The organism is Halomicrobium sp. IBSBa (assembly GCF_017612575.1).
In the GTDB taxonomy this organism is placed as follows: domain Archaea; phylum Halobacteriota; class Halobacteria; order Halobacteriales; family Haloarculaceae; genus Halomicrobium.
On record NZ_JADPQC010000001.1, the window covers coordinates 1,090,905 to 1,117,050 of the forward strand.

27 protein-coding genes are annotated in these 26,146 nt (G+C 65.0%); 12 read left to right on the top strand and 15 right to left on the bottom strand.

All coding sequences use genetic code 11. The annotated features are described in order from the left end of the window. Window positions 1-53: 53 nt before the first annotated feature. The 4 genes from npdG to IL252_RS05600 all read right to left on the bottom strand — a co-directional run bounded on the left by npdG (window position 54) and on the right by IL252_RS05600 (window position 2,490). Window positions 54-722 carry an NADPH-dependent F420 reductase gene (gene npdG, locus IL252_RS05585; RefSeq protein ID WP_208627196.1) on the bottom strand — a complete coding sequence of 223 codons (669 nt, stop codon included), beginning with the start codon at window positions 720-722 and terminating at the stop codon, window positions 54-56. Between the two features lie 208 nt (window positions 723-930). After that, the gene (locus IL252_RS05590) at window positions 931-1,134 is read right to left on the bottom strand and encodes a hypothetical protein (RefSeq protein WP_012807834.1); all 204 of its coding nucleotides are present in this window, start codon (window positions 1,132-1,134) and stop codon (window positions 931-933) included. Window positions 1,135-1,172: 38 nt separating this feature from the next. Continuing rightward, window positions 1,173-2,054 carry a TIGR01548 family HAD-type hydrolase gene (locus IL252_RS05595; protein WP_208627197.1) on the bottom strand — a complete coding sequence of 294 codons (882 nt, stop codon included), beginning with the start codon at window positions 2,052-2,054 and terminating at the stop codon, window positions 1,173-1,175. Between the two features lie 28 nt (window positions 2,055-2,082). After that, window positions 2,083-2,490, bottom strand: coding sequence for a UPF0146 family protein (locus IL252_RS05600; protein WP_208627198.1), 408 nt, complete (start codon window positions 2,488-2,490; stop codon window positions 2,083-2,085). 39 nt (window positions 2,491-2,529) lie between these two features. On the opposite strand from IL252_RS05600, the gene IL252_RS05605 reads away from it, so the two are divergent. Next, complete coding sequence (locus IL252_RS05605; protein WP_153554451.1) at window positions 2,530-3,051, top strand: archaemetzincin family Zn-dependent metalloprotease; 522 nt, start codon at window positions 2,530-2,532, stop codon at window positions 3,049-3,051. Between the two features lie 128 nt (window positions 3,052-3,179). After that, complete coding sequence (locus tag IL252_RS05610; RefSeq protein ID WP_018256606.1) at window positions 3,180-3,392, top strand: hypothetical protein; 213 nt, start codon at window positions 3,180-3,182, stop codon at window positions 3,390-3,392. Between the two features lie 24 nt (window positions 3,393-3,416). On the opposite strand, the gene IL252_RS05615 is transcribed toward IL252_RS05610, so the two are convergent. Genes IL252_RS05615 through IL252_RS05625 form a run of 3 tightly spaced genes read right to left on the bottom strand, consistent with a single transcriptional unit; the run spans window position 3,417 to window position 6,018 of the window. Beyond that, complete coding sequence (locus tag IL252_RS05615; RefSeq protein ID WP_208627199.1) at window positions 3,417-3,887, bottom strand: hypothetical protein; 471 nt, start codon at window positions 3,885-3,887, stop codon at window positions 3,417-3,419. Further along, complete coding sequence (locus IL252_RS05620; protein WP_208627200.1) at window positions 3,888-5,717, bottom strand: ribosome biogenesis/translation initiation ATPase RLI; 1,830 nt, start codon at window positions 5,715-5,717, stop codon at window positions 3,888-3,890. It lies immediately after the preceding gene. Window position 5,718: 1 nt separating this feature from the next. Next, window positions 5,719-6,018: a hypothetical protein gene (locus IL252_RS05625; protein WP_153554455.1), complete on the bottom strand. Its 300-nt coding sequence runs from the start codon at window positions 6,016-6,018 to the stop codon at window positions 5,719-5,721. A 202-nt stretch (window positions 6,019-6,220) separates the two neighbouring features. Here IL252_RS05625 and IL252_RS05630 point away from each other — a divergent pair, with 202 nt between their 5' ends. Next, entirely contained in the window at window positions 6,221-6,487 is a 267-nt protein-coding gene (locus tag IL252_RS05630) for a MarR family winged helix-turn-helix transcriptional regulator (protein WP_012807841.1), read from the top strand. A gap of 45 nt (window positions 6,488-6,532) precedes the next feature. On the opposite strand, the gene IL252_RS05635 is transcribed toward IL252_RS05630, so the two are convergent. Then, complete coding sequence (locus IL252_RS05635) at window positions 6,533-6,799, bottom strand: co-chaperone YbbN (RefSeq protein WP_012807842.1); 267 nt, start codon at window positions 6,797-6,799, stop codon at window positions 6,533-6,535. Window positions 6,800-6,916: 117 nt separating this feature from the next. Here IL252_RS05635 and IL252_RS05640 point away from each other — a divergent pair, with 117 nt between their 5' ends. Genes IL252_RS05640 through IL252_RS05650 form a run of 3 tightly spaced genes read left to right on the top strand, consistent with a single transcriptional unit; the run spans window position 6,917 to window position 8,887 of the window. Continuing rightward, the gene (locus tag IL252_RS05640) at window positions 6,917-7,090 is read left to right on the top strand and encodes a preprotein translocase subunit Sec61beta (RefSeq protein ID WP_153554456.1); all 174 of its coding nucleotides are present in this window, start codon (window positions 6,917-6,919) and stop codon (window positions 7,088-7,090) included. A 37-nt stretch (window positions 7,091-7,127) separates the two neighbouring features. Continuing rightward, window positions 7,128-7,502, top strand: coding sequence for a hypothetical protein (locus IL252_RS05645; RefSeq protein WP_153554457.1), 375 nt, complete (start codon window positions 7,128-7,130; stop codon window positions 7,500-7,502). Then, the gene (locus tag IL252_RS05650) at window positions 7,499-8,887 is read left to right on the top strand and encodes a DUF402 domain-containing protein (RefSeq protein ID WP_208627201.1); all 1,389 of its coding nucleotides are present in this window, start codon (window positions 7,499-7,501) and stop codon (window positions 8,885-8,887) included. The genes IL252_RS05645 and IL252_RS05650 overlap by 4 nt, the downstream gene beginning before the upstream one ends. Here the strand turns inward: IL252_RS05650 and IL252_RS05655 are convergent, their stop codons facing one another. Further along, complete coding sequence (locus tag IL252_RS05655; RefSeq protein ID WP_208627202.1) at window positions 8,888-10,291, bottom strand: LVIVD repeat-containing protein; 1,404 nt, start codon at window positions 10,289-10,291, stop codon at window positions 8,888-8,890. It lies immediately after the preceding gene. Between the two features lie 365 nt (window positions 10,292-10,656). On the opposite strand from IL252_RS05655, the gene IL252_RS05660 reads away from it, so the two are divergent. Then, a complete protein-coding gene (locus tag IL252_RS05660) occupies window positions 10,657-10,968 on the top strand; it encodes a plastocyanin/azurin family copper-binding protein (RefSeq protein ID WP_244256817.1) in 312 nt (103 codons plus the stop codon). A 213-nt stretch (window positions 10,969-11,181) separates the two neighbouring features. On the opposite strand, the gene IL252_RS05665 is transcribed toward IL252_RS05660, so the two are convergent. Then, on the bottom strand, window positions 11,182-11,439 hold the full coding sequence (locus tag IL252_RS05665; RefSeq protein ID WP_208627203.1) for a hypothetical protein: 258 nt from the start codon (window positions 11,437-11,439) through the stop codon (window positions 11,182-11,184). A 313-nt stretch (window positions 11,440-11,752) separates the two neighbouring features. Next, window positions 11,753-12,334, bottom strand: a complete 582-nt coding sequence (locus IL252_RS05670; RefSeq protein ID WP_208627204.1) for an LURP-one-related/scramblase family protein — start codon at window positions 12,332-12,334, stop codon at window positions 11,753-11,755. 114 nt (window positions 12,335-12,448) lie between these two features. Here IL252_RS05670 and uvrA point away from each other — a divergent pair, with 114 nt between their 5' ends. Both uvrA and IL252_RS05680 read left to right on the top strand, forming a co-directional pair. After that, entirely contained in the window at window positions 12,449-15,469 is a 3,021-nt protein-coding gene (gene uvrA, locus IL252_RS05675; protein WP_208627205.1) for an excinuclease ABC subunit UvrA, read from the top strand. 107 nt (window positions 15,470-15,576) lie between these two features. After that, window positions 15,577-17,163 (top strand): ATP-binding protein, encoded by a 1,587-nt coding sequence (locus tag IL252_RS05680; protein WP_208627206.1) that lies wholly within the window; start codon window positions 15,577-15,579, stop codon window positions 17,161-17,163. Window positions 17,164-17,482: 319 nt separating this feature from the next. Here the strand turns inward: IL252_RS05680 and IL252_RS05685 are convergent, their stop codons facing one another. Further along, window positions 17,483-17,713 carry a hypothetical protein gene (locus IL252_RS05685; RefSeq protein ID WP_208627207.1) on the bottom strand — a complete coding sequence of 77 codons (231 nt, stop codon included), beginning with the start codon at window positions 17,711-17,713 and terminating at the stop codon, window positions 17,483-17,485. Window positions 17,714-18,173: 460 nt separating this feature from the next. Between IL252_RS05685 and IL252_RS05690 the strand changes: the two genes are divergently transcribed. Both IL252_RS05690 and IL252_RS05695 read left to right on the top strand, forming a co-directional pair. Further along, entirely contained in the window at window positions 18,174-19,400 is a 1,227-nt protein-coding gene (locus IL252_RS05690) for an MFS transporter (RefSeq protein ID WP_208627208.1), read from the top strand. 903 nt (window positions 19,401-20,303) lie between these two features. Next, the gene (locus IL252_RS05695) at window positions 20,304-21,125 is read left to right on the top strand and encodes a sugar phosphate isomerase/epimerase (protein WP_208627209.1); all 822 of its coding nucleotides are present in this window, start codon (window positions 20,304-20,306) and stop codon (window positions 21,123-21,125) included. Between the two features lie 6 nt (window positions 21,126-21,131). Here the strand turns inward: IL252_RS05695 and IL252_RS05700 are convergent, their stop codons facing one another. Both IL252_RS05700 and IL252_RS05705 read right to left on the bottom strand, forming a co-directional pair. Continuing rightward, the gene (locus tag IL252_RS05700) at window positions 21,132-22,367 is read right to left on the bottom strand and encodes a mandelate racemase/muconate lactonizing enzyme family protein (protein WP_208627210.1); all 1,236 of its coding nucleotides are present in this window, start codon (window positions 22,365-22,367) and stop codon (window positions 21,132-21,134) included. 54 nt (window positions 22,368-22,421) lie between these two features. After that, window positions 22,422-23,504 (bottom strand): Gfo/Idh/MocA family protein, encoded by a 1,083-nt coding sequence (locus tag IL252_RS05705; protein ID WP_208627211.1) that lies wholly within the window; start codon window positions 23,502-23,504, stop codon window positions 22,422-22,424. A 160-nt stretch (window positions 23,505-23,664) separates the two neighbouring features. Between IL252_RS05705 and IL252_RS05710 the strand changes: the two genes are divergently transcribed. Then, window positions 23,665-24,456, top strand: a complete 792-nt coding sequence (locus tag IL252_RS05710) for an aldolase/citrate lyase family protein (RefSeq protein WP_208627379.1) — start codon at window positions 23,665-23,667, stop codon at window positions 24,454-24,456. 122 nt (window positions 24,457-24,578) lie between these two features. On the opposite strand, the gene IL252_RS05715 is transcribed toward IL252_RS05710, so the two are convergent. Continuing rightward, window positions 24,579-26,075, bottom strand: a complete 1,497-nt coding sequence (locus tag IL252_RS05715) for a CoA-acylating methylmalonate-semialdehyde dehydrogenase (RefSeq protein ID WP_208627212.1) — start codon at window positions 26,073-26,075, stop codon at window positions 24,579-24,581. Window positions 26,076-26,146 lie beyond the last annotated feature (71 nt).

The window sequence follows — 26,146 nt, forward strand, 5'->3', positions numbered from 1 at the left end:
CCGCATAGACGAGCGGGGGACGGGACAGCTGCCGTCGTGAGTGGTTCCCGCGACTACCGGAATCGGACGCCAAGGTCGTGGAGGCCGTCGTTGTGTCGGGCGACGTTGATCAGCAGCGGCGTCAGTCCCTCGATCTCCGCGGCGTTGGCCAGCGGGCCGCCGTCGAGCGCGCGCAGGCCCTCGATCGACTCGGCCAGTTCGATCACGGTGTCTTTGGCGTCGGACTCGTCGCCGACGACGACGGTGTCCCAGTCGAGGTCGGCGTCGAGGTCGGCGAGCCGGCCGGCCGCGAGGTTGTGGAACGCGCCGACGACGGGTACGTCGTCGGGCGCGGCGTTGGCCGCGAGTTGCGTGACGCTGCCGACGCCGGGCCGGTTGTAGTGGAAGCCGTCCTCGTCGCGTTTCATCCCGACCGCCGGGGAGACGAGCACGTCGTCCGAGGAGAGTTCGTCCGCGATGGACTCGACGGTGTCGGTGAGGTGGTAAGCCGGGACGGCAGTGACGATCACGTCCGCGCGCTGGGCGGCCTCGACGTTGCCCAGTCCCTCGACGCTCGCGTCACGGCCGCGCTCGTCGAGTGCCGTCGCGTACTCCGTCGCTTTCGCTGCTGCGCGTTCCGGATCGCGCGAGCCGACGAGCACGTCGTGGGCGGAGTCCGCGGCCCACCGCAGTGCTAGTCCCTCGCCGATGTCGCCGGTGCCACCGAGTAGGGCGATTTCCATACCGAAAGGCTGGAGCGAACACCGAATAAGTGTTGTCACACTCCCGCTACTTGCCGATGTCTGGCGCTCGTGTGTCGCCCAGACAGCTGTAGAGAGAGTCGTCGTACGGTCGACCGGGCAACGGCGACGAGACTCCGTCTCGTACTGCTGGCTGAACCTTCGCCACCCCGGGGTGGCGAAATCGGTCACAGATGTACAGCCGGTCGTGTCAGTCGTCGCCCAGGAGCGGCGGTCCCGGCTCGCCCCGGAGCACGATCAGGTACGCGAGGACGAGCGACAGCACGACCCACTGGACGCCGACGAACAGCTGCGAGGCGGGGTCCGGGGGGACGACGAGTACGCCGAGGACGAGCCCGAACACCGCGAGCGTCACGGTGAGGCCGACGAACCACAGCAGATCCGTTCGATCCATATCGTTCGATCGGTCCCGAACGGGCAAAAAGAGCGACCCTAACGGTCCGTCGACCGCGGGGAGAGCAGGTCGGGGAGGTCGTCGACGCTCTCGACGACGGCGGCCGCGCCGGCACGGCTGAACTTCTGTCGTCCCGTCTCGCCCGTAAGCCCACCGGTGAGGACGCCGATACCGTCGTACACTCGGTCGTCGGCCTCGTTGGCGTTGACGGCCGTTCGCACGTCGTCGAGCGTGTCCCCGGCGAAGGCGATCCGGTCGGCGTCGAAGCGCTCGGCCAGCGTCACCAGCGCGTGGGGGTCGGGCTTGCCGGCCTCCCAGTCGTCCATCGTGAAGCGGTGCTCGTCGGCCACGTCGAGGCCGGCCCGTTCCAGCGCGATGTCGGCCTCCGCGGCCGGACGCCCGGTGACGACGCCCACGTCGTAGTCCGCCTGCAGGGCCGCGATCGTCTCCGGATCGACGATGACCGGCTCGTCGTTGACGAACCCCGGCTCGGCGATGCGGGGCTCGCGGCCCTCGATCTCGCGGTACAGCTCCGCGCCCAGATAGAGCAGCTGGAACACGTCCCGGAGCTGGTCGGGGTCCCAGGCGTCGAAGACGTCCTCGCAGGCGTTTGGCGTCAGCGCCTCCCGGACGATCGCCTCGGCGGCGTCTCGCCCACCGCCCCGCTTGGCGATCCCGTCGGTGAAGGTCTCGACCGTCTGGTCGAGCCCCTCGCGGCTCGCGAGCACGTACAGCGCCCCGGCGTGTGTCAGCTCCCAGTCGTTGTTGAACCCGCCGGCGTCCTTGAACGACTGGATCGCCGACCGGTCGATCGTCTCGCCGTACAGCCGCTCGATGGACTCGACGATGGCCCGTCGGTAGGAGTCGGCAACGTCGACGAGCACGCCGTCGATGTCCAGGACGACCGCATCCACGTGCATACCACCCGGAAGGTGGCCGCCGGTCATTTCACTTGCCTTTCGGACCGTCCGCGCGGACGCGGTACAGCGTCTCGCCGCCGGGCAGTTGCTCGCGGTCGACCGCGACGGTGGGCGGGTCGCCGCCGAGCGTCGTGAAGTAACACGCCACACCGTGCTCGCGGGCGAGGGCGCGCAGCGGACGGTGCAGTTCGGGCGGGCAGTTCAGCGCGTAGACGGCCTCGGCGTCGGCGTAGACGCCCGGTGCTGGATCGGTCACGTCGTCCAGGACGAAGGTGAGCCCCCGCGGCACGTCTCGCCGAACCACGTCCGTGACGGTCACGTCGACGCCCCGCTGGGCGAGTCGTCGTGCCACGTCCGGCCGTCGGCCGACGCCGACCTCGACGACGCGCTCGAAGTCGGCCAATCGAGCGACGAGAGCGCTGCGTGGGTCGTTCACGGCGGGATGTTTATGTCACATCGGCACATATGGCTTCGCATGCACGTTGACGTCGTGCCGGTGGGAGACGTCTCGGCACGGGTCAAGCGCGAGGCCTCCAAGGGACTGCGGACCGTCTACGACTGCGAGGTCTCGATGCACGAACCCCAGCCGATCCCCACCGGTGCGTACGACGGCAACCGGGACCAGTACCGGGCCGAGGAGTTCATCGATCTCGCCCAGCGAATCGGGAGCGGCGAGAAGAACATCGCGATCACGCCACAGGACCTGTACTACCGGCGGCGCAACTACGTCTTCGGCCTGGCCTACCTCAGTGGCAGCGGGAGCGTCATCTCGACACACCGGCTCCAGACCTCCTCCGACGGCGGCTTCTCGAATCGATCGGCGAGCGACATCTTCGGCGACCGGGTCCGGAAGGAGGTCGTCCACGAGATCGGCCACACGCTGGGCCTGGAACACTGTGACAACGAACGCTGCGTGATGAAGTTCTCCCCCACGGTCCGCGAAGTCGACGTCAAAGAGCAGTCGCTGTGTGGCTCCTGTGCGACACAGGTGACGTAGTCGCTCTCCTGGGTGCGGTCTCGTCGCTGACTCCCGTCGACGAGCAGCCGCTGACGACGACGAGAGGCGATGGTGCCAACTCAGTTAGGTATCGTCGTTATTGTGCATGTTAACTTATGGCATGGTGTATGAGCAAGACACAGGAGTCCGCCCGTATCGACGAACTCGGAGACATCTTCGTGTCGGTCACCGGTGACGACGCCGTGACCGAGTCACAGGACCGGGCGGCCAAGCGCAGCGACCGCGAGCTCCCAGACGACGGCGGCGGCGTCGACATCGAGGACGGACTGGACGACGCCGTCGACGGGGCAGAGGTCGGAGAACCCGATCCCGTGTCCTAGAGCCGCGGGTCTCTCGATCACCACTTACTCGGCCGGATCGAACCCACCGAGCCCCAGCGCGGTCCCGACAGACCCACAGAGATAGCCAAGCACCGTGAGCGGTCGGTTCGGTTCCCCGAAGCACGTGTATCCCAGCTGCGTCTCCTGGGGCCATCCGAAGTAGAAGACGTTTGCACCCCAGTCGTACGCGAACTGCCAGGTCGCGTCCCCCCGGAGCAGCGGCTGTCGACACGCGCCACCGGCGACGCCGATCCAGAACACGAGCACGCCGAGGAAGAAGAGACCGGCAGGACGGCGATACCGCCGGAACCGTCCGATGGCCGACACACCGAGAGGAAGCAACGAAAGCAGGACGACCGCACGGAAGAACTGGCGGTCCCACCCCCACTCCGTCCCGAACGTGACGAACAGCGACCCACCGAGTAGGACCGCTGTGAGGACGAACGATAGGAGCAGACGGACGGGGCGAACGTCACTCGCTTCGCCCGGAATCATCTACGGCGCGTAGTAGTACTCACCGTCGCGTTTCTGCTGGCGGTCGAGCTGCGAGCCCGGTTTGTTGATCCGGGGCCGGGAGGTCCGTTCGTCCCGGCGGAAAGTCACGTCGAGGTTCGAGAGGAACTGGTTCATCCCCTCGCGCATCTCGACGGGCGGGCTGGCGTGGCCCTGCTTTGCCGGCTCGCCGTCGAAGACCAGCAGTCGATCCGAGAGGAGATCGATCATGTAGATGTCGTGGTCGATGACCATCGCCGTCGCGTCGTGGTTCTCGGCGTAGCGCCGGATGGCGCTGGTCGCGAGCACGCGCTGTTCCACGTCGAGGTGGGCCGAGGGCTCGTCCAGCAGGTAGAGGTCGGCGTCCTCCGAGAGACACGCCGCGATGGCGACCCGCTGGCGCTCTCCACCAGAGAGGTCGGTGAGTTGCTGCTCCATCACCGCATCGAGCTGGAGGGGCTGGGCGATTTCGGTGTTCCAGTACGACGAGCCAAAGTCGTCCGTGATCGAGGACAGGAAGGCGTCGACCCGCATCGGCTGGTCGATCTCGATGTACTGGGGCTTGTACGCGATGTCGAGGTCGGCGTCGACGGTTCCCGCGTCGGGTTTGAGCCGTCCGGCCAGCAGCTTCGCGAACGTCGACTTCCCGATCCCGTTCGGGCCGACGACGCCCAGCACCTCGCTCTCGCGGATCTGGCCGGCCTCGACGTCCAGCGAGAACTCGCCGTCGCCGTAGGACTTCGTGAGGTCGGGGTACTCGGCGACCACGTCGCCCGTCGAGACCGAGCGTGGGGCGTGTTCCTCGAACTCGATTTCCTGCTGGCGAAAGCGCATGTTCTCGTTGTCGAGATAGCCAGAGAGGTACTCGTTGATGCCGTTTTTCGTCGACTTCGGGCTGGTGATGATACCGTACGCGCCGGGCTCACCGTAGGCGACGTGGAGCGCGTCGGCCAGCAGGTCCAGGATCGCCAGGTCGTGCTCGACGACCAGCATCGACCGGTCCTCGTCCTCGGCCAGCTCCTGGATCAGCTGGGCGGCGGTCATCCGCTGTCCGATGTCCAGGTACGGGGTGATCTCGTCGAGGAAGTAGAAGTCGGCGTCGCGAGCGAGCGTCGCGACCAGCGCGACCCGCTGGAGCTCCCCGCCAGAGAGGTCGTCGATGTGGTTGTCGACGACCGGGGCGATCCCCGTCCGCTCGATCAGGTCGTCCAGCGCACCGCGTTCGTCCGTGCGTTCGAGCAGCTCGCTGGCTGTCCCGTCGAACTGATCGGGGATCTGGTCGACGTACTGGGGCTTGCGTGCGACGGTCATGTCGCCGTCCCGCAGGTCTTCGAGGTAGTCCTGCAGTTCGGTGCCCCGATACTCGTCGATGACGGCCTCCCAGGCCGGCTCCTCGTCGAACCGACCGAGGTTCGGCGTCATCTCGTCGGCGAGGATGTGGACGGCCGTCGTCTTCCCGATCCCGTTCGGGCCGAGGATCCCGGTGACCCGACCCTCCTGGGGGGCGGGCAGACCGTACAGCGCGAAGGAGTTCTCGCCGTAGCGGTGGACCGGCTCGTCGCCGAGTTCCTGTGGGAGGTTGATGATCTCGATGGCGTCGAAGGGACACTTCTCGACGCAGATCCCACAGGACTCGCCCAGACAGATCTCCTCTGAGATCCACACCTGGTCGTCGCTGCCGGCGTAGTTGTCGTCCTCGTCGTACGCGTCGCCGCGCTTGACGATGCACTCCTTGCCCGTCCGGTTGGGCGGGCAGAAGTTCATGCACTCGTAGTTACAGCGGTCGGGCTGACATCGGTCGAGGTCGACGACCGCAATGCTATCGTCGGCCATGTTAGAGTGTCGCCGTTGTCAGGAGGATTCCCCACGAGACGAACCAGAGCGAGAACGTCATGAACGCGACGAACAGGTAGTCCTTCGCGGAGAAGTCGTCGATGTCGACGCCCAGTACACTCAGAATCGGGAACTGAACGACGATCGCTGCGATCAGCACGGCGACCGCGAGTCGATCACCCGCGCCGGCCGCTATCTCGTTGGCCGCGACACCGGCGGCTAACCCAGAGAGGGCCGCCAGTGTCGTGACAGTGAGTCCGCGCAAGTGCGAACTCATGCCCTCGACCGTGTCCGTTGCCATACGCTATGGTCCGCCGTCGGGGACCAAAAGCCGCCCGGTTCGGGCACGCTCGATGGCGCGGTCACAAGGGGTCGGCGTCGAGCACGGTCGCGAGTCGAGACCCACCCAGAACGCCCGCGATACGGAGCAGTACGGGCAGCACAGTTCGTTGCTCGGCGCAACTCCTCAATCTTTATGGAGCCCGCGCCACTCGTGACAGGTGATGACCGAAACCGACGGGGAGGCCATCGCGGACCTTCCACCGAGCGCGAAGCTCGTGTACAAGGTTCTGGAGTACGACGGTCCACTCACCCAGAAGGGGATCGTCGAGGAGTCGATGCTCTCGGCGCGGACCGTCCGCTACGCGCTCGAACGCCTCGACGAGGTCGGCGTCATCGAGGAAGACGTCTACTTCGCAGACGCGAGACAGAACCTCTACGAGATCACTGACTCCGGTGCCGAACAGGCCGACGCAGCCGTCTCTGACTGACTCGTTTTCGTCTAGGTCTGTACGTGAACGGTGAGAACGGGGAGACTACGCCGAAGCCTGCTGGAGAGCGTCTTCGAGATCTTCGCGCTGGGTGACGCCGACGAACCGTTCGACGATGCCGTCGTCGTTCTCGACGATCAGCGTCGGCAGCGAGCGGACCTGATACTCGTTGGCCACGTCCTGCTCTTCGTCGACGTTGATCTTCTCGAAGCTCACGTCGCCCCAGTCGGCTTCCAGTTCTTCGAGGATCGGATCCTGCGTCTTGCACGGGCCACACCAGTCTGCGTAGAAGTCCTTGAGCGTGACTGTCATCGGTACTCGTTGGAGGTAGCCGGTGGGCCCAGATAAGGATTGTCACCACGACGGATCCTGCCCGTGGCGAGGGACGAAAGGGAAAGGCTTACTCGGTGGGACCGACGACGCTACTGTATGAGCAGCAGCGACAGCGGCGGACTGATGTCCAGTGCCGGACTCGTCCGGTACTTCGACGCGGAAGACAACAACACGATCCGAATGGATCCCCGGTCGGTCGTGGCATTCGGCGTCCTCTTTGGCGTGTTGATCCTCATGCTCAACGCGCTGTTCATGCTGGGCGCAGTGTAACAGCGGGCTTTTCATCGCTCCGTCGCAACGGCCGTCCATGCACTTCAGCCAGCGCGAGCAGCAGGCACTGGCCGAGGCCGGCCTCTCGACCGACGAGATCGCCGCCGCCTCGGAGGCCGTCGTCGCGGCCACCGACGAGGCAGCCACGGCCCTAGAAGCGTTTTTCGCGGACCGGGAGACGATCTACTCTGACATGGAGATGGCACACAGCGCCAGCGACGTGCAGGAACACGCCGTGGCGTATCTGGACCTCTTTACCCACGCCGACGACATCCGGGGCTACCTCCGCTTTGACTCGTGGGGCGTCCCGGTCGAGGGCGGGCGCGTCCTGGGCGAGGACGTGGTCGAGCTGACGCTCGGTCCGACCGTCGACGGCCGCGTACGCTTCGCGCACGACGACGACGCGCTATGACCGTCCGGATCAGGGGGATCTACACGACCGCACTGACCGAGTTGTTCCGGGACGAGCCCGGCGTCGTCCAGCCCTCGCCGCCGATCGTCGACCGGTTCGACGCCGAGTTCACCCACGAGCCGGCGACGGTGACAGTCGAGACGACAGCCGACCGGCAGGGCGTTCGCGTGACCGGCGACCCCGACGCCGTCGAGGCGGTCTCCGAGCGCCTGGCGGACGTGGGTCGGGACGCGCTGGTCTGGTCGGACCCGACCCCCCGCGGTGCGGTCTACGACGGAGCAGTGACCGAGACGCTGGGCGGGGGCGCGATCGTCGCGCTCGGAGACGGCGAGGGGTACCTGCCCTACGGCGAGACCGATCGCCGAATCGAGGACGGCGATCGGATCCGCGTCCAGGTCGACGAGCCGAGCCCGCCCTGGAGCGGCGACCGCGCGACGCTGTCCACGACGATCCGGGCCCACGGCTCGCTGGTGACGCTCGTCCGCGGCGAGACGATCGAGCACACCGGTCCGGAACTCGCCGACATCCTCCCGGCCGATCCCGTCGACGGCTGGGGAAGCTCCTGGCACCGCCACAGCGACGACGCCGGCCTCGACGCGCTGGGCGATGCGCTGGAACGGGCCAACGACCGCGCGGCGGCGCTGGACGACGCCCTCGCCGACGCGCCCGCACCGGCCGACGACGCACCGCAGCGCCACGCCGCCCCCGAGTCGACGGCGTGGGTCTGGTTCGGCCGCGAGAGTCGCTTCGCACTGGACGACGCGCGGGACGCGGTGACGGCGACGATGCCGGGCCACCACCGGATCAAGGCGGGCTCGCGGAGCGCCTCGGCCGGCGTCGACCTGGCCGAAGCGGTCGCCGACGGCTTTCGGACCGGCGAGCAGGACTTTCCCTTCACCGCGGTCGCGAGCCAGTTCGGCCCCGCGGCCGGCGACACGGTCCGCCTCGACCACGGCAAGCCCGACGGTCGGCTGTACACGCTGGGCGACGCGGCGGTCCAGTCCGTCGAGCCCGACGGCACGGTGACCGTCGAGCGGGAGATGTCGCCGGGGGGCACCTACGACGCGCTCGGCGTCGACCGCCAGGCCGGCGACGTGGCGACGACGAAGGTCAAGGAAGGGCGCTGGTGGTATCCGACCGTCTACGAGGGGGCCGACGGGACCAAACGAGGCACCTACGTCAACGTCTGTACGCCCGTCGAGGTGTTCCCCGACGCGGTCCGCTACGTCGACCTCCACGTCGACGTGGTCAAGCACGCCGACGGTCGCGTCGAACGGGTCGACGACGACGAACTCGACGCCGCGGTCGAAGGGGGCCACGTCTCAGCGGCACTGGCCGAGAAGGCCCGCAGCGTCGCGAAGGCCGTCAAACACGGCCTGGAGTGATCATCCGGAGCGGCGTCGGTACCACGCGCCGGCACCGAGCAGTCCGAGCAGCCCCGCACCGACACCAGCGCCGGCCCCCGTCTCGCTGGTGGGCGTCGACGCCTGTCCCGATGGGGTGTCGTCGGTCGTCGGCGCGCCGTCGGCCGGGCGCTGGTCTGGAAACGCGAACAGCGCCGACTCCAGGGGCGAGTCGTCGTCGGTGTTGACCCCGAACGCGCCGATGCTGGCCCCCAGGAAGAACTCGCCCGGCGCGGCGAGCTGTGCGGTCCAGAACTTCCCGCGGCCGGCGTCGCGCCAGTGGAACCGCTCGACGGGGTCTGTCGCGTCGGTCACGTCGTGGACGGTGACCCCGCCCTGGTACCAGGCGGCGTAGCAGCGCCCGTCGACGAGGTCGAAGTTGTGGGCGGTCGTCCAGACGCCGCCGCGGGTGGGATCGGGCGTCGGCGGCGGGTCGATCGCCCCCAGCCGCCTGGGCGCTGCCGGGTCGCTCACGTCGTAGAACGCGATCCCACCCGGACCGGTCGAGCCCGAGGCCGCCGCCCAGGACTCGGTCCCGATCCCCAGCAGGTCGCCGGTCTCGTCGACGGTGACGAAGTGGTCGTTGCCCGGCGGCTCCGTGCGCTCGCGCCGCCTGTTCGCAACGTCGAGCAGCGTTTCGAGCGGGCGGCCACGCACCCGCGAGACGAGCGTCGGCTCGCCGGGATCGGACACGTCGAGACACCACGTGCCGGCGTCCCAGTAGGCCAGATACGCGCGGTCGTCGTGGACCCACACGTCGTGGAGGTTCACCATCCCGAAGGGCAACTCGCCCCAGCGGTCGTCGACGTCGACGACGCTCCAGCGGGCCAGTTCCGTCCCGCTCTCGGGATCGACGACGACCAGGGGCGAGCCGTCGATCCCGCCGCCGGTGAAGTAGCCGACGCCGTCCGCGAGCACGCAGTTGTGGGTGTAGAACTCGACCTCGTGTTCGGCGAGGACCTCGGGATCGGCGGGATCGGACACGTCGACGTAGCCAAAGCCACGGACCGAGTCGCGCCCACCGTTTGCCGGGCCGGCCACGAGCAGCCGGTCGCCGTCACAGTGCAGGTCCCAGATCCCCGACAGCGGCCCGTCGGCGTGGTCGGCCAGGAGCTGCTCGCGAGCCAGCACCCGCATCTCGGTCGGGTCGGCGACATCGACGACCGTGAAGCCGTCGACGGTGGCGACGTAGGCGACCGTCCCGTCGGGGCTCAGGACCATCTCGCGGACGTTCTCGATCGAGACCGTCCCGAGGGGCTGGCTGTCCGGCGTCTCGTCGGGCGGCGTCCCGTCGCTGGTGGCAGTCGGGTGGGCGCTCGCGAGGCCGGCACACGCCCCGAGTGTCCAGCCAGTGCCGGCTGTTCGGAGGAACGTCCGACGGTGCATACATTCGCTAGAGAGTGCGACAGCAGAAAGGTTGTGTTGGTTCTATCGACGTTGTCAGGGAGTCATAGAACGACAGTCCGAAAGATGTCGATTAATCCACCAAGACCGCATCGAGGGACACAGCGAAGACGCTCAACTGAAGCAATCACCCCTGGACGACACGAGCATCACGATATGCGAAGAGTTCTAATGATACCCCTCACGACACGACACATATGATACGGCGACGGCGTTTCCTGACAGCAGTCGCAGGCGGGACCGTTGTGGGCCTGGCAGGCTGTAACTCGGGAACATTCGGACCGAACGAACGCCAACTCGACGCTCAACGGACGGAGCTACAGGAACGAAACGACGCCGTCGTCGGAATGAAAACACCCGACAACGCGTTTGCGCCGACGACAGTGACAATCGGCGTCGGCGAGCGCGTCGGCTGGATAAACGACTCTGAGTGGAGCCATACCGTCACGGCCTACGAGGACGGTCTCCCTGACGAAGCTGCATTTTTTACTACCGGAGCGTACGACACGGAACAGGCGGCACGAGATGCGTGGCCGGACGGCGATCTCGAAGTCGGCGAAACATACGAACACACTTTCGAGGTTGCCGGCGAGTACGACTACTTCTGTGTCCCACACGAGGACGAGATGGTCGGCACAGTGATCGTCAAGGACGAGTGATAGTCGGCGTTCGTGAACCGGGCCATCTGAGGCCAGAGTGAGCGCTGGTTGGCGACCACACCAGCGGAGAGTGTGACCCGAGTGTCGGGTGCGAAACCGCTATCGGACTAGTATCATCAAATCGCCGCACAGTCGGACCCAAAGCCACTGGCCGCTGGCTCTGATTTGGACAGTGAAGCCCCTCGCTCTTCGTCGTCGGTCGATCTCGCAGTGTTATGTGGCCCTCTGCGACCCGTTCGGGGAATCGAAATAGCCACGCGCACCACCCGTCACGAGTACCACGACAAGATCGAACACGAGCGTCACGACGACACCGAACACAACGAGTACCACGAGCCCCAAAACGATTCCAGCACCAGCGAGGAGAGCCCTGAAACCGATTTGCAACCCCTCGAAAGAACGAAACACGTAGTAACCGACGCCAATCTGGATGAAGAACAGTACGATCGCAAACAAGGAGAAGGCGGCCATACAGACCGTAGAGATTCACAGGCTAAATTTTTTGTGTAGTGGACCTCATCTTCAAGATACAGGCCAACAGTTAAAATATCGAACGGCCATCTTTTCATCCTACGGTTGCTCGGCACTGTTCGGTGACGAGCGATCCGAGAGAGGCTTAAAACAGCTGTTTGAGGGTATATGTAGCTCTTCCAACCGAGATCGTTTTGAGGTCACCCGACCGCTGTTCGTGGATTAGGTAGCCTCATACTGTCGGCTGTACATCTGTAAACGATTTTGCCACCCCGCGGTGGCGACTATCGTCACGACGTTACAGCCAACAGTGTCAGTTCCCCTGGATCGCGTCGATGACCATCGAGGCGGCGATGACGGCCTCCTTGGGGACGTTGCTCGCGTTGTCGATGGTGATCTCGTAGCGGTCCCGCAGCGAGAACTGTCCCTCGATGGAGCCGACGTGGTTGCCGTCGACGTCGGTGATCTCGTACTTGTGGGGGATGATCGCGCCGAACGGGAGGAGGTTGCGCGCGAGCGTCACCGCGGCACCCCGGGAGTCGATCTTCGCGATGGCGCGCTCGTCACCCGCGTCGCGGATCGTCCAGGTGTCCTGCATGACCGAGTAGTCGTTGTCGAGGACCACGAGGTCCTCGCCGGTCTGGGCGTCCGAGAGCACGTAGTTGCCGGCCACGTCGATGATGCCGCCGGCCTTGACCGTGAAGACCTCGTTGCCGTCCCCGTCCGTGAAGGGGAACTCCTCTTTCATCTTGAGCATCTTCTGCTTGCCGCGGACGACGACGTTGCCGGCGGCGTCCATCGCCTTGTACTTGTTGCGGACCAGCGACTGTTCGACGGTGTAGCTGTTGTCGGTCAGATCCAGTCCCTGGATGTCGTACTTCGAGAGGGCACTCATGTCCGGACGCTCACGCGATTTCGGCATTAATTTTGTGTCTGATGGTGACAGAGCCAACGAGTGGCACCGACGGACCGACAGCGTTTCACGCACCCAGTTCTCAGGGGGCCGTAGATGACACGAGAGTACATCGAGGTCCGCGGTGCGGAGGAACACAACCTCAAGGACATCGATGTTGAGATCCCGCGAGAGGAGTTGACGGTCGTGACGGGGCTGTCGGGATCGGGCAAGTCCTCGCTGGCCTTCGAGACGGTGTACGCCGAGGGACAGCGCCGCTACATCGAGTCGCTGTCGGCCTACGCCAGGAACTTCCTGGGCCAGATGGACAAGCCACAGGTCGAGACCGTCGAGGGCCTCTCCCCGGCCATCTCGATCGACCAGAAGAACGCCGCCAACAACCCCCGCTCGACGGTCGGGACCGTCACTGAACTTCACGACTACCTGCGCCTGCTGTACGCCCGCATCGGAACGCCACACTGTCCGGAGTGTGGTCGCGAGGTCGGCGAGCAGTCCGCACAGAACATGGTCCGTCGGATGCTGGCCCTGCCCGAGGGGACCCGCGCGAAGATCGCCGCACCGGTCGTACGCGACCAGAAGGGGGCCTTCGAGGAGCTGTTCGAGGAGCTGGTCGGCGAGGGGTACGCCCGCGTCGAGGTCGACGGCGAGCCCTACGATCTGACGATCGACGACCCCGAACTCGACGAGAACTACGACCACACGATCGACGTGATCGTCGACCGCGTGAGCGTCAGCGCTGACGCCCGCTCGCGGATCACCGACTCCGTCGAGACGGCCCTCGAAGAAGGGGAGGGTATCACGAAGGTGATCCTCCCGGACCCGCCGGAGGGCGTGTCCCTCGGCGGGGCGACGGCGCGCTCGACGGGCGATCTCGCGGGGACCGGCGACAGCGAGGACCACAGCGACCGCGACCGCCTCGTCGTCGAGTTCTCCGAGGACCTCGCGTGTACCCACTGCGGGATCGACATCTCCGAGATCGAGACTCGCTCGTTCTCGTTCAACAGCCCTCACGGGGCCTGCCCGGAGTGTGAGGGACTCGGCGAGACCAAGGAGGTCAGCGAGGAACTCGTCATTCAGGACCGCTCGAAGCCGCTCAAGCACGTCTTCGAACCCTGGAGCTACGATCGTACCTACTACTCCCGACAGCTGGACAACGTCGCCGACCACTTCGGCGTCTCGCTGGAGACGCCCTTCGAGGAACTGGACGAGTCGATCCAGCGCCAGTTCCTCTATGGCACGGACGACCTCGTCCACTTCGAGTGGCAGACCAAGAACGGCACCCGCGAGAAGACCGAGCGCTTCGAGGGCGTGATCCCGAACCTGGAACGCCGCCACGTCGAGACCGACAGCGACCGCGCCCGCGAACACATCGAGGAGTTCATGGCCGTCACCACCTGTCCCGAGTGTGAGGGGACCCGCCTGAAAGCGGAGTCCCGGCACGTCCTCGTCGACGGGAGTTCCGCGAGCGATGCGAGCGGAACGTCGTCGGAGGTTTCCTCCGACGGTACGTCGATCACCGAGGTCAACCGGATGTCGATCGGCGACGCGCTGGAACACTTCGAGGGGCTGGAAGCGTCGCTGGACGAACGCGACACGAAGATCGCCGAAGAGATCCTCAAAGAGATCCGCGCCCGGCTCGGGTTCATGGAGGAGGTCGGCCTGGAGTATCTCACCCTCGACCGGGAGGCGTCGACGCTGTCCGGCGGCGAGAGCCAGCGCATCCGGCTGGCGACCCAGATCGGGTCCGGACTGGTCGGCGTGTTGTACGTGCTCGACGAGCCCTCGATCGGACTCCACCAGCGGGACAACGACCGACTGCTGAACACGCTGGCGGAGCTGCGCGACCTCGGCAACACGCTCCTCGTGGTCGAACACGACACCGAGACGATGCGCCGGGCCGACAACATCATCGACATGGGTCCCGGTCCGGGCAAACGGGGCGGCGAGGTCGTCGTCAACGGATCGATGGACGACGTGATCGAGAGCGACGACAGCGTCACCGGCGAGTACCTCTCGGGCGAGCGGACGATCCCCGTCCCCGACGACCGCCGAGCGTCGGACACCCACCTCACGATCGAGGGGGCACGCCAGCACAACCTCGCAGATCTGGACGTGGACCTGCCGATCGGCTGTTTCACCGCGATCACGGGCGTCTCGGGGTCGGGCAAGTCGACCCTGATGCACGACGTGCTGTACAAGGGCCTCGTCCGGCGGATGAACGACACCGACGTGAACCCCGGCGAGCACGACGACATCGAGGGGATCGACGAGATCGAGACCGTCCGCCTCATCGACCAGTCGCCTATCGGTCGCACGCCGCGCTCGAACCCCGCGACCTACACAAACGTCTTCGATCACATCCGCGAACTGTTCGCCGAGACCAGCCTCGCGAAGCAGCGAGGCTACGAGAAGGGCCGTTTCTCGTTCAACGTCAAAGGCGGTCGCTGTGAGGCCTGTGGCGGCCAGGGCAACGTCAAAATCGAGATGAACTTCCTCTCTGACGTGTACGTCCCCTGCGAGGAGTGCGACGGGGCGCGGTACAACGACGAGACGCTGGACGTCACCTACAAGGACGCCACCATCTCCGACGTGCTGGACATGAGCGTCGCGGAGGCCTACGACTTCTTCGAGGGCCACACCGGCATCCGCCGCCGCCTGAAGCTCCTGAAAGACGTGGGCCTGGACTACATGCGGCTGGGCCAGCCCTCGACGACGCTCTCGGGCGGGGAGGCCCAGCGGATCAAGCTCGCCGAGGAGCTGGGGAAGAAAGACTCCGGCGAGACGCTGTACCTGCTCGACGAACCGACGACCGGGCTCCACCCCGAAGACGAGCGCAAGCTGATCGACGTGCTCCACCGCCTCACCGACGAGGGCAACACCGTCGTCGTCATCGAGCACGAACTCGATCTGGTGAAAAACGCCGACCACATCGTCGACCTCGGCCCGGAAGGCGGCGAGAACGGCGGCCGGATCGTCGCCGAAGGGACGCCGGAGACCGTCGCCCGGACGGACGACTCCTACACCGGCCAGTACCTCCGTGACCTGCTCCCGAAGGTCGATCTGGAGGGGCCACGCGCCGACCGAGACGTGGCCCAGCCCGCCGCGGACGACGACTAAAATTCGCGTCTCTTCAGACAGATATCGGCCTCACTGGTCGACAATACATCCTCGGTAACGGATGGTACTGGACGAGTGTTTTTATATCCAGAAAGTAATTCACATGCATGTCGGAAGCAGCGGAAACACGTCCAGTTAATGTCGGTATCGACGTGGAAGGTCACTTTAGCGGGCTCTCGAAGCAGTCGATGGACTTCCACGATGCGATCGCGGAACTCATTGACAACGGCATCAGCGCGAATATCAAATCAAACGAGTACTTTGCACAGGACGGACCAGACGAGTATTTTCGAATCCAGATCACGATTGAGCGGTACGAGAACGAAGTTTCAGTCATCGTTGCAGATTCCGGCGAAGGAATGGCACCCGTCGTGCTTCAAGAGAAAATATGGGAGTCTGGGAATACTGACGAGGCAGATGGTGTGTTGAACGAACACGGATTTGGGCTGAAAAACGCATTGAGCGTCCTGACGAAAAACGAGGGGAATCCCCCGTTCGTGATTCTGTCTCGAAACGAAGACGACTACGGATCGGGGCAGTTTGGACGAATCGAAGGTCCAATCAGTGACGAGATGGAACTTGAGATTGGCGATTTTCGTGATGAGTGGAACGAAGGTGCTGGTACCCTTGAAAGTCCAGAATCAGGCACACGAATACAGCTCTCGACATCGAACGACATCCTACAGAGTGCGTATCGGCGGGCGTCAAATCTAAGCACTCTCTCACAGGCGCTTCGGGAGCATTTTGGGGTGATGTACCGCCATTTCTTGCAACACACCGATCGGAACCACATCAGTATAAACTGGACTGACCACGTTACCGACGACGCTGGTGAACTCTCCGTCGAACCGATCTATCCAGAATTCCGCACAGGTGAAGATGAGGACGGCAACTCTTGGTATCGAACTGATGAAATTGTTGTCGAAGACGATGCAGGAGAGCAGTACGCGGTCAAATACAAGCGGGGGATCGTTAACTGGGAAGAAACGAGAAATAAGTACGAAAAAGACACCTACGAAGGGATATCGACCGGGAACGGTGAGTCTCCGTTCCGGCTGTATTATAAACGGAATCAAACGACCCAGGGAATCGACATCATCTACAACGGTCGAACACTGAAGACAGGACTCATAGAAAAGATCTGGGACCGAGCAACACACAACGACTTCAACGATTTCGTTGGCGAACTCATCATCAGTGACGACGCGTTCGAGACGGTCAACAACAAGGTCGACATCAACGACAGTTCCGCGCTGTGGCTCGATCTCAAACAGAAGTTGAACGATAACGACGAGTTCGCACCGATAAAGTTCGGAAAGCAAGAGAAGGAAGACAGTATCAAGAAACGTCTCAAGCGAAAGTTAGAGGCACAGATGGCGACTGATGCAGTCCGTGCAGAGAAGGGATTTGATGGTGTGGATATCGACCTTCTGCAACGGTTCGAAGAAGGATTCGAATACATTTACGAAGTGAAGCGGTCGAAGGCCAAACCCATCCATGTCTACCAGTGTGTGATGTACTGGGATGCATACACACGAACGCAGGACAGCGATCTCAGTAAAGTAGTGCTTGTTGCACGGGACATCGGTGACAACGCTCGGGCGATGCTGGACCGTTGGAACAATCGTGAGGACGAGCACGGCAACGAATACAAACTCACGTTTCAGCCGCTCTCTGAGTACGACCTCGATTAATATCATTACCGATACAGAGTACTATTCGAACGGCTCATGAATGACCTCACCGGGAAACGGCTATCTATTATCTCGGTCATCTACCCCTTTGGGATCTAGAAACCGCTCGGTCCATTTCTCGACTATGAACGGCACCCCCGAGCGAGTGCCATGCCGAGGCGGGTGGACCATTCGGCGTAGATGGCCGGCCGCGTCACCTTGATCTTGCCGGCCAATTGCCGAGCTACCTTGGCGGGATCGGCCAGCATCGACTCGGGATAGTCCAGTTCGCGAGCCGATCGAGTGGCCGTCAGCTGCGGGTACATTCGCGTGACGCGGATCAGTTCGTGTCGCGGTTCCAGCCGGAGCGACCGCATGAGTGCTTCGATGGCCCCTTCGTCAAGGCGTATCCCGAGAGCCCGGGATGATCGACCTGTCCGACACCTGGTCCCATCGTGTGGACGATACCCCCACCCTGTGTGCGCATGTGGGGAAGAACCGTCCGAATCATCCGGAGCGCGTCGAGCAGGTGATAGCCGATCCCCTCGCTCGTGCCGGTGACGACGACCACCGGTCGACGTGGTACTGGGCATGATACTAGACGGAGGGCTACGAGCAGTATCAGCACTCCGGCGAAGAGGATCGACAGCGATCGCGTTGTATGTTTGCATGGCATAGTTCAGCGAGTGATGGAACGTGGCACCGACTGAGAATGAGAGCGCGTCCGCGAGCGCTGGGACGACCTATCGCGACGGCAGACAGTCGCGACCCAGCGCCTCCGCGCCATCACGCTCGTCGGTGCCGGACTGATGCTCCTGGTGCTTGCCGTCGGTGACGGTGTCTGCTTCACGACCGCTCGCGGTAGGCTGGCCGACTGTACGGGTGCGATTCATCCGCCGTTGGGTGGAGTGCTGGCGGCACTTGGCGTCGTCTCGCTGGCCGTCGGTTGCTGGCGCTACTGGCGCGCGGATCTTGGCTATTGTCGTGGAGCTTCGACGCCGTTTTCAGGACGAACCGACCTTGCAGCTACTGTGTCTCTCGCCGCGCGCCTCCGCGGGCTGGCTCGCTTCGACGCGCTGGTCCTGACGGCGTCGCTGTGGTTCTTCGGGAAGTTCCTCCGCTATGCCTTCCCGCCGCTGTTCGGAACCCTGGGTGAGAGCTACGGCGTCTCGCGGACCGTGCTGGGGACGACCTTCACCGGGTTCATGCTGGTCTACGCGGCGATGCAGTTTCCCTCGGGGGCACTGGCCGACCGGCTGGGGTCGGTTCGAGTGCTGGTCGCCGGCACGGGCGTCGCGGCGGTCGGTGCGCTGGTGCTCGTCGTCGACGCCCCGCTGTGGGTGCTCGTCGCGGCGATGCTCCTGATGGGGGCCGGGACGGGCGCGTACAAGACCGTCGGCGTACGCCTCCTCTCCGGGATCTACCCGTCGCGGACCGGGCGGGCGCTGGGGGTGTTCGACACCTTCGGGACCTTCGGCGGCGTCGCGGCACCGGCGGCGGTCGTCGCCGTCACCGGCCACGACGCGGTCGGCGGTGCCGGCTGGCGGACGGTGTTTCTCGCGGGCGGGCTAGCGACGGTCGGCCTGGCCGTCGCCTTCGGCAGGCGAGTCCCGCGCCGACTCGCGTCGTCGAGTACCGCCTCGACTGGGAGCGACCACGGCGACGTGACCGCCTCGCCGGACAGCTACCTCACGATGTTTCGCGAGTGGCAGTTCACCGGCTTCGTGCTCGTGACGATCTGCTTTTCGTTCGCCTACAACGGCGCGGTCGCCTTCCTCCCGCTGTATCTCGCCAGCGAGACCGCGCTGTCCAGCGCGACCGCGAACCTGCTGTTTTCGGCCCTGTTCGTCGTCAGCCTCGTCCAGCTGGTCACCGGCGAAGTGAGCGACCGGATCGGGACCACCCCCGTCCTGCTGGTGACACTCGCCGTCGCCACCGCGGGACTGCTCGCGATCCTGACGCTCGCGCCGACCGGCGGGCCGCTCGCGCTGGGCGGAGCCGTCGTCGCGCTCGGCCTGGGAGCGCACGGATATCGGCCGGTCCGGGGTGCGTATCTGATGGCGGTCGTCCCCGAGGACGTGGCCGGCGGGAGCCTCGGCGTCGTCCGGACGCTGCTGATGGGGGCCGGCGCGGTCGCCCCGGCGATCGTCGGCTGGCTCTCGGACGTGACAAACTTTCGGGTCGCGTTCGGGCTGCTGGCGGCGGCACTGGTCGGCGCGACCGGGCTCACGGCGGCGCTGTGGCTGTTCGACCGCTGAGCGGGGAGACCGACGCGAGCCGAGAACGGGGGTACCTGGCCGACTCGACGAAACGGAGATCACGGCAGGAGAGAGTAGATCGATGTTTGTCCGTCGAAATAGCCAGTCTACACTCATCTAACACGCTACCGGCGATAGGTTCGAAGTTTCGACGAGATATTTACCCAAGTTCCGAGTTTTCAGACAGAAAAAGAGAGAGTGTGGTTTCAATATTGCCTTTTTCAAGATAGACTGTCTGTTTTATACCTGCCAGCCGAGGAGAGCCGACACATACGACGCATCTGGCGGAAGTACATGCGTTTGGAGCGAGCGAACGAAAAACTGAGACAGAGCAGAACGCAATCGCCCAGTACGAGCCTGAAACGCTGGCGACGACTGGCTTTCTGGCGTGTGCGGGGATCGCTGGCGAAGGGCCTTCGATCGACGTCGTTCGGGCAGGACGAACGGAAGAGATTACCAGAAATTCCGCGAACCGACGCCTGAAGCGTTCTTCCAGCCGAAAAGCGGGACCGACGATCCGTGCGGAGAACCCGGTAACAGACCACTCGTCGGCGGCGTTCGAATAACAGCAATACGGTCGTTATGCAATCGATCAGTCGGCCGCGTCGCCAGAGAGTGTTGCGTTCATTTCGTTCGCATCTCACGAACGCCGCTATCGTGGGAAACAGCGCGAACGCCCGCAGTACGGAGCTACGAGTCCGGAATCCGGTGTAGACGGCCAGCAGCGAGTCAGAGTCGTTCGCCACCGCCGAACAACAGCGAGAGCGACAGACCGTCGTCTCATACTGTCGGCTGTACGTCTGTGAAGCATATCGCGACCTCGTGGTCGCGAGGTCTCGAAACAGTGACGGCCAGCAGTATCAGTCGGAAGCTATTTTTCGGCGAGTCGTGATAGCCCGACACATGGGTACCGGATACACGGCGATGATGTACGACCCGACAGACGTCGAGACCGCGATCAGCGACATCGGTGCCTGTCGGTACGACGGAATCGAGATCGGTCTCGGGAAGGTCCGGGACAACGACACCGCGACGCTGAAGCGGTGGCTCGCCGATGCGGACCTCGAACTGTACTGCGTGATGAGCGAGTGGATCGAGAGCGATGAGGCGGTCGAGCGGATCGTCGAGGACGTGCCGACGATCGCCGATCTCGGTACCGAGTTCCTCGGCTTGCTCCCGCCACAGCGAGGGCGATACGACGAAGCGACGGTCGAGACGTGGTTGAGTCGGGTCAGCGACGCGGCGCTGGACGCCGGCCTGCGTCCGGTCGTTCACCACCACGGCGCGACGGCGGTCGAACGGCCGTCGGAGATCCGTCACTACCTCGACGCCGTCGACGGGCTGGAGTTGCTCTTCGATACGGCACACTACTACCCGTACGGCGACCACTTCCCCGAGGGCGACGTGACCGACGCCGTCGAGCGGTTCGGCGACGACATCGCGTACGTCCACCTCAAGGACGTGGCTCCCGGTCAGGGGTTCGCCGACAACCGGGACGCGCTCACGGACGGGGACTTCCACCTGGACAACGTGATCAACTACTTCCGGTCGTTCACGGACCTCGGCGACGGCGTCCTGGAGTTCGGAGCGCTCGCGGACGCCCTCGACGCGGCGGGGTACGAGGGCCACTACACGATCGAGATCGAGAACCAGACCGAAAAGCGACTCGTCCACGCCAAGGAGAACATCGACCGCTGGAACGAGCTGTCTGTCGACGGGCGATAGCGCCGATCAGTGCTTGCGGTGGTCCTCGACGGCGTCCCAGTCGAGTTCGACGCCGAGGCCCGGTCCGTCAGGCACCTGAATGCGGCCGTCGCGGATGAACGGCTCGTCGCGGACGAGCAGGTCGTCCCACCACGAGACCTCGCGAGCGTGGTACTCCAGGGCCACGAAGTTGGGGACCGTCGCACCGACGTGGACCGTCGCCGCCGTCGCGACGGGGCTGCCGATGTTGTGGGGGACGAGCGCCTGGTAGTAGGTCTCAGCCAGCTCGGCGATCTTCTTGGTCTCGGCGATGCCGCCGGTCTTCGGAACGTCCGGGGCGAGGAAGTCGACGGCCTGCTCGGCGACCAGGTCGCGGAAGCCGTGACGGCCGTAACGGTTCTCGCCGGTCAACAGCGTCACGTCGACCCGGCGTTTCAGTTCCCGCATCGCGTCCGTGTTCTCGGGCGGGAGCGGGTCCTCGATCCAGGCCAGGTCGTACGGTTCGATCGCACGGCAGAGTCGCTCTGCCGTCTCGGGGCTGAAGTTCCAGTGGAGGTCGACCGCGACCTCGGCGTCGTGGCCGATCTCGTCGGTGACGGCCTCGACGACGCGGCGCTTGTGTTCGATCTCCGGCGGGTCGAAGTGCCGCGAGAGCGTGTCGATCTCCCGGCCAGAGGGCACGTCGAGGTCGAACTTCACGATGTCGAACCCGTCGTCGACGGCCCCCCGGGCCGCCTGCGCGTACGCTTGTGGGTCGTACGTCGAGGTCTCCTGCCCTTCTCTGGCGGATTCGACCATCGCCTCGCCAGCGTGACAGTCCGCGTAGACGGCGACCGATTCGCGCAGCTTGCCGCCCAGAAGCTGATAGATGGGCTGGCCGAGGAGTTTCCCCGCGGCGTCCCACAGCGCGATCTCGACGCCGCTGATCGCGATCGTCCCGATCCCCTGCTGTGAGCCGCGTCCGGAGAGACTCTCGCGCATGAGGTTGTACAGTCGCTCGACGTCGGTCGGATTTTCGCCGACCAGCACCGGCCGGAGGTAGTCGGTGATGACCTCGTGGACGCCCGGCGACGGGTAACACTCCCCGATCCCGGTGACCCCCTCGCTGGTCTCGACGGTGACGATCGTCCACGGGAAGTTGCCGTCGACGACCACCGTCTGTACGTCGGTGATCTCGCCCGGCGGACCGTCCGCCCGGCGGGGCTGTTCGTCGAAGTCGGCCCACATAGTCGCTGCGAGCGTCGATGCGAAGTCTTCGTACATGTGTTGTCGTGTATCGACGTGTGGTTTCGCTTAGTGGTTTCGGTCCGTCTCGCGTCAGTAATCGCCCAGCAGCGGCGCTCCCTGGGTCTGTCGGAACAGATCGGCGATCAGGCGCACGTCGGCCCGTCCCTCTTGGAAGGGGGTCCGGACCTCGGCGTCGCCGCGGATACAGGCGACGAAGTGCTCGACCTCTCGCTTGAAGCTCTCCTCGTAGGAGGGCGTTCGGGTCTCGTCGGAGATCTCGTCGGTGCCGCGCTTGACCCGTACCGACGGCGGCGAGTTCCGGATGAAGGGGTCGTCGAAGGACAGTTCGATCATCCCCGTCGGCGAGTCGACGCGGACGAACTCCTCGAACCACTTGCGGTCCGAGAGCCCGGAGTCGAGCGTACACCGCCGGCCGCCCTCGTAGACGAGGTTCGCGGTCGCGTACCGTCCGTCGGCGTACAGGTCGACGTGGTCGATCGACTCGACGCCGCCGAACAGCCCCCGTAGGAGGTTCACGTCGTGACAGATGTGTTCGAGGTGCCAGTGGTAGTCGTCGGCCAGCTCGTCGTCGTCGCTGTCGATCACCTGCTTGCTGTCGGCGAGTTGCTTCTCGCGGGTCGTCTCGACGACCGACTCGGGGACGGCACCGTCGACGAGATCGTACACCTCCTCGATGTTGCGCCCGTGATTCGGGTCCACGTCGTAGGCGGTGATCTTGTCGACCTGATCGAGTGCCGCGATCTCCTCGCGAGCGGCCTCGACGGCGGGCGCGTAGCGCTTGTTGTAGGCGACCATCGCGGTCGCGTCGGCCGCCTCGGCCGCCGAGACCATCCGATCGGCGTCCGCGACCGAGACCGAGAGCGGTTTCTCGACGAGCGTGTCGATCTCCGCGCCCAGCGTCGTCTCGACCACGTCGGCGTGCTGGCTCGGCGGCGTCAACACGATCACGGCGTCGAGTTCTTCGCCGCGTTCGGCGATCATCTCGTCCACCGACTCGTACCGGTGGGGGACGTTGTACCGCTCGCCCAGCGTCGTGACCCGCTCGGTGGCGGGATCGGCCAGCGCGTACAGCTCCAGGTCGGGCAGTTCCGTCACGTACGGGATGTGCATAATCTGCGCGATCGTGCCACACCCGATGATACCGAATCGCATATACGCCGTATCCGGACAGTCGGTGTTATAACTTCCGATAGACGGGGTGGCCGGTGTCCGCGACCCCGTGATTTATTTGCACTGGCGTCCCAGAGGGGAGACGAAGACACACGACACAGCGACCGGCGAGTGCCCAGGAGTCGCTGTGTCATCCCCACAAATGACACACGTCAAAGACGCAATCGAGGCCGGAGAGTCGCCCCTCGGGACGTGGATCTCCGTCGGCCATCCCACGATCGCAGAGGCGGTAGCACAGCTCGATATCGACTTCCTCCTCGTCGACATGGAGCACACGACGATGGGGTTAGAGACCGTCGAGAGCATCGCGCGGAGCGTCGATGCCGCCGACGGCGAGACGGAGACGGTCGTCCGGGTCCCGTGGAACGATCCCGTCCGACTGAAGCGCGTCGTCGATATCGGCGTCGCTGGCGTCATGGTCCCGATGGTCGGGACGGCCGAGGAAGCCCGCGAACTCGTCCGCGCGGTGCAGTACCCGCCCGACGGCATCAGGGGGATCGCGGGCAGTCGAGCGACAGAGTACGGCCGGAACTTCGAGGAGTACGTCGCGAACGCCAACGGGACGATCCTCACGATCGCACAGATCGAGACCGAGGCGGGACTGGAAAACGCCGCCGAGATCGCCGCCGTCGACGGCGTCGACGCCCTGTTCGTCGGCCCCGCAGACCTCTCGGGTGCGCTGGGGAAGTTCGCGGAGTGGGACTCCCAGTCGCTCACGACCGCCATGGCGTCGGTCATCGAGGCCGGGAACGACGCGGACGTTCCGGTCGGGACGCTGGTCACCGACCTCGACGACATCGACACACGGGTAGATCAGGGCCACGACTTCCTCATCGCCGGGAAGGACGTCTCGCTGCTGATGGACGGCGTCGACGAAGCCATCGACCGATACGACGCCGCCTTCGAGGAGACGACGTCCGTCGAACAGGACTGATACTGCCGGCTGTAACTGTTTCAAGATATTCGCGACCCCGTGTCGCGAAATTCTTCACAGACTTACAGCTGGCAGTATAAGCTCGGCGCGCTCGGTCGGCGTTCGAGGCGGACAGCGTCGGACTAGCTGTACCAGCGCTCGATCTCGATCGTCTTGTCCGTGTAGAAGGCGACGGCGTCCTCGCCCTGCGCGTGGAGGTCACCGAAGAACGACTCCTTGGTGCCACCGAAGTGGAAGAATCCCATCGGCGCGCAGACGCCGACGTTGACGCCGATGTTGCCGGCGTCGACCTCGTATCGGTACTGGCGTGCCTCGCTGCCGTCCTCGGTGAAGATCGAGGAGGCGTTGCCGTACTCCGTACCGTCGACCATCTCGATGGCGTCGTCGAGTGACGGCTGTGCGGCGAGACACAGCACTGGGCCGAAGATCTCGGTCTGGGCGATCTCCATGTCGGCCGTGACGCCCGCCAACAGCGTCGGCCCCAGGAAGTTGCCGTCGGGGTAGTCGGGGTGTTCGAAGCCGCGTCCGTCGACGACGACCTCTGCGCCCTCCTCGACGGCCTCGGCGATCAGTTCGGTGACCCGTTCGCGAGATGCGCCGGTGATGAGCGGGCCGACGTCGGTGCCCTCGTCGAGGCCGCGTCCGACGGTCAGGTCCTCGACTGCGTCGACGAGAGCCCCGCGCAACTCGTCGTACACGTCACCGACGGCGACGACCACGTCGTTGGCCAGGCAGCGCTGCCCGGCGTTGGCGTAGCCCGAGCCGACGATGTTTGGCACCGACTGGTCGAGTTCGGCCGACGGCGTGACGACCGCGAAGTTCTTCGCGCCGCCCTGGGCCTGGACGCGCTTGCCGTGCTGGGCGGCGGTCTCGTAGACGTGTCGAGCGACCGGCGTCGAACCGACGAACGAGACCCCCTCGATGCCGTCGTGTTCCAGCAGCGCGTCGACCGTCTCGACGCCGCCGTTGACGAGATTGACGACGCCGTCGGGGAACTCGACGGCCTCGATCGCCTCGAAGATGAGCTGTGCGGTGAGGGGCACCTTCTCGCTGGGCTTGAGGACGAAGGTGTTCCCCGTCGCGACCGCGTAGGGGAGGAACCACAGCGGGATCATCGACGGGAAGTTGAACGGCGTGACGGCGGCGAAGGTCCCCAGTGGCTGGCGGACGGCCGTCTCGTCCATCCCGGGGGCGACGTCTTCGACGGTCCCGCTGGCCTCGCGGAGCATGTTCGGGATGCCGGTGGCGACTTCGACGTTCTCGATCCCGCGGCGGATCTCCCCGCGGGCCTCCGCGACGGTCTTGCCGTGTTCCCGAGAGAGCGCGTGCGCGATCTGTGCTTCCCGCGCTTCCAGTTCGTGTTTCAGGTCGAAGAGGTACTGGACCCGCTCGACCGGTGGCGTTCGCCGCCACTCCTCGAAGGCGTCGTTGGCCGTCTGGACTGCGTCGTCGACGTCGTCGGCGCTGGAAAACGGTACGTCGGCGAGGTGCTCTCCGGTGGCCGGATCGACGACCGGCTGGCCGTCCGCCGACCCGGACGCCCACTCGCCGCCGACGTAGTTCCGGACGGCGTCGGGGATCGCAGTCGCTGCTGGGGGCTGCTCGTGCTTGCGTGTCATGCGTTGATGGAGTCAGGACGAGACCACATAGATGTTACGACAGCCGGGACCGCCGGCAGCGCGCGGCCGAG

Coding starts and splice junctions, on each gene's coding strand:
- npdG (WP_208627196.1), bottom strand. CDS start 722: ATGGAAATCGCCCTACTCGGTGGCACCGGCGACATCGGCGAGGGACTA.
- IL252_RS05590 (WP_012807834.1), bottom strand. CDS start 1,134: ATGGATCGAACGGATCTGCTGTGGTTCGTCGGCCTCACCGTGACGCTC.
- IL252_RS05595 (WP_208627197.1), bottom strand. CDS start 2,054: ATGCACGTGGATGCGGTCGTCCTGGACATCGACGGCGTGCTCGTCGAC.
- IL252_RS05605 (WP_153554451.1), top strand. CDS start 2,530: ATGCACGTTGACGTCGTGCCGGTGGGAGACGTCTCGGCACGGGTCAAG.
- IL252_RS05610 (WP_018256606.1), top strand. CDS start 3,180: ATGAGCAAGACACAGGAGTCCGCCCGTATCGACGAACTCGGAGACATC.
- IL252_RS05615 (WP_208627199.1), bottom strand. CDS start 3,887: ATGATTCCGGGCGAAGCGAGTGACGTTCGCCCCGTCCGTCTGCTCCTA.
- IL252_RS05620 (WP_208627200.1), bottom strand. CDS start 5,717: ATGGCCGACGATAGCATTGCGGTCGTCGACCTCGACCGATGTCAGCCC.
- IL252_RS05625 (WP_153554455.1), bottom strand. CDS start 6,018: ATGGCAACGGACACGGTCGAGGGCATGAGTTCGCACTTGCGCGGACTC.
- IL252_RS05630 (WP_012807841.1), top strand. CDS start 6,221: ATGACCGAAACCGACGGGGAGGCCATCGCGGACCTTCCACCGAGCGCG.
- IL252_RS05635 (WP_012807842.1), bottom strand. CDS start 6,799: ATGACAGTCACGCTCAAGGACTTCTACGCAGACTGGTGTGGCCCGTGC.
- IL252_RS05640 (WP_153554456.1), top strand. CDS start 6,917: ATGAGCAGCAGCGACAGCGGCGGACTGATGTCCAGTGCCGGACTCGTC.
- IL252_RS05645 (WP_153554457.1), top strand. CDS start 7,128: ATGCACTTCAGCCAGCGCGAGCAGCAGGCACTGGCCGAGGCCGGCCTC.
- IL252_RS05650 (WP_208627201.1), top strand. CDS start 7,499: ATGACCGTCCGGATCAGGGGGATCTACACGACCGCACTGACCGAGTTG.
- IL252_RS05655 (WP_208627202.1), bottom strand. CDS start 10,291: ATGCACCGTCGGACGTTCCTCCGAACAGCCGGCACTGGCTGGACACTC.
- IL252_RS05660 (WP_244256817.1), top strand. CDS start 10,657: ATGAAAACACCCGACAACGCGTTTGCGCCGACGACAGTGACAATCGGC.
- IL252_RS05665 (WP_208627203.1), bottom strand. CDS start 11,439: ATGGCCGCCTTCTCCTTGTTTGCGATCGTACTGTTCTTCATCCAGATT.
- IL252_RS05670 (WP_208627204.1), bottom strand. CDS start 12,334: ATGAGTGCCCTCTCGAAGTACGACATCCAGGGACTGGATCTGACCGAC.
- uvrA (WP_208627205.1), top strand. CDS start 12,449: ATGACACGAGAGTACATCGAGGTCCGCGGTGCGGAGGAACACAACCTC.
- IL252_RS05680 (WP_208627206.1), top strand. CDS start 15,577: ATGTCGGAAGCAGCGGAAACACGTCCAGTTAATGTCGGTATCGACGTG.
- IL252_RS05695 (WP_208627209.1), top strand. CDS start 20,304: ATGGGTACCGGATACACGGCGATGATGTACGACCCGACAGACGTCGAG.
- IL252_RS05700 (WP_208627210.1), bottom strand. CDS start 22,367: ATGTACGAAGACTTCGCATCGACGCTCGCAGCGACTATGTGGGCCGAC.
- IL252_RS05705 (WP_208627211.1), bottom strand. CDS start 23,504: ATGCGATTCGGTATCATCGGGTGTGGCACGATCGCGCAGATTATGCAC.
- IL252_RS05710 (WP_208627379.1), top strand. CDS start 23,665: ATGACACACGTCAAAGACGCAATCGAGGCCGGAGAGTCGCCCCTCGGG.
- IL252_RS05715 (WP_208627212.1), bottom strand. CDS start 26,075: ATGACACGCAAGCACGAGCAGCCCCCAGCAGCGACTGCGATCCCCGAC.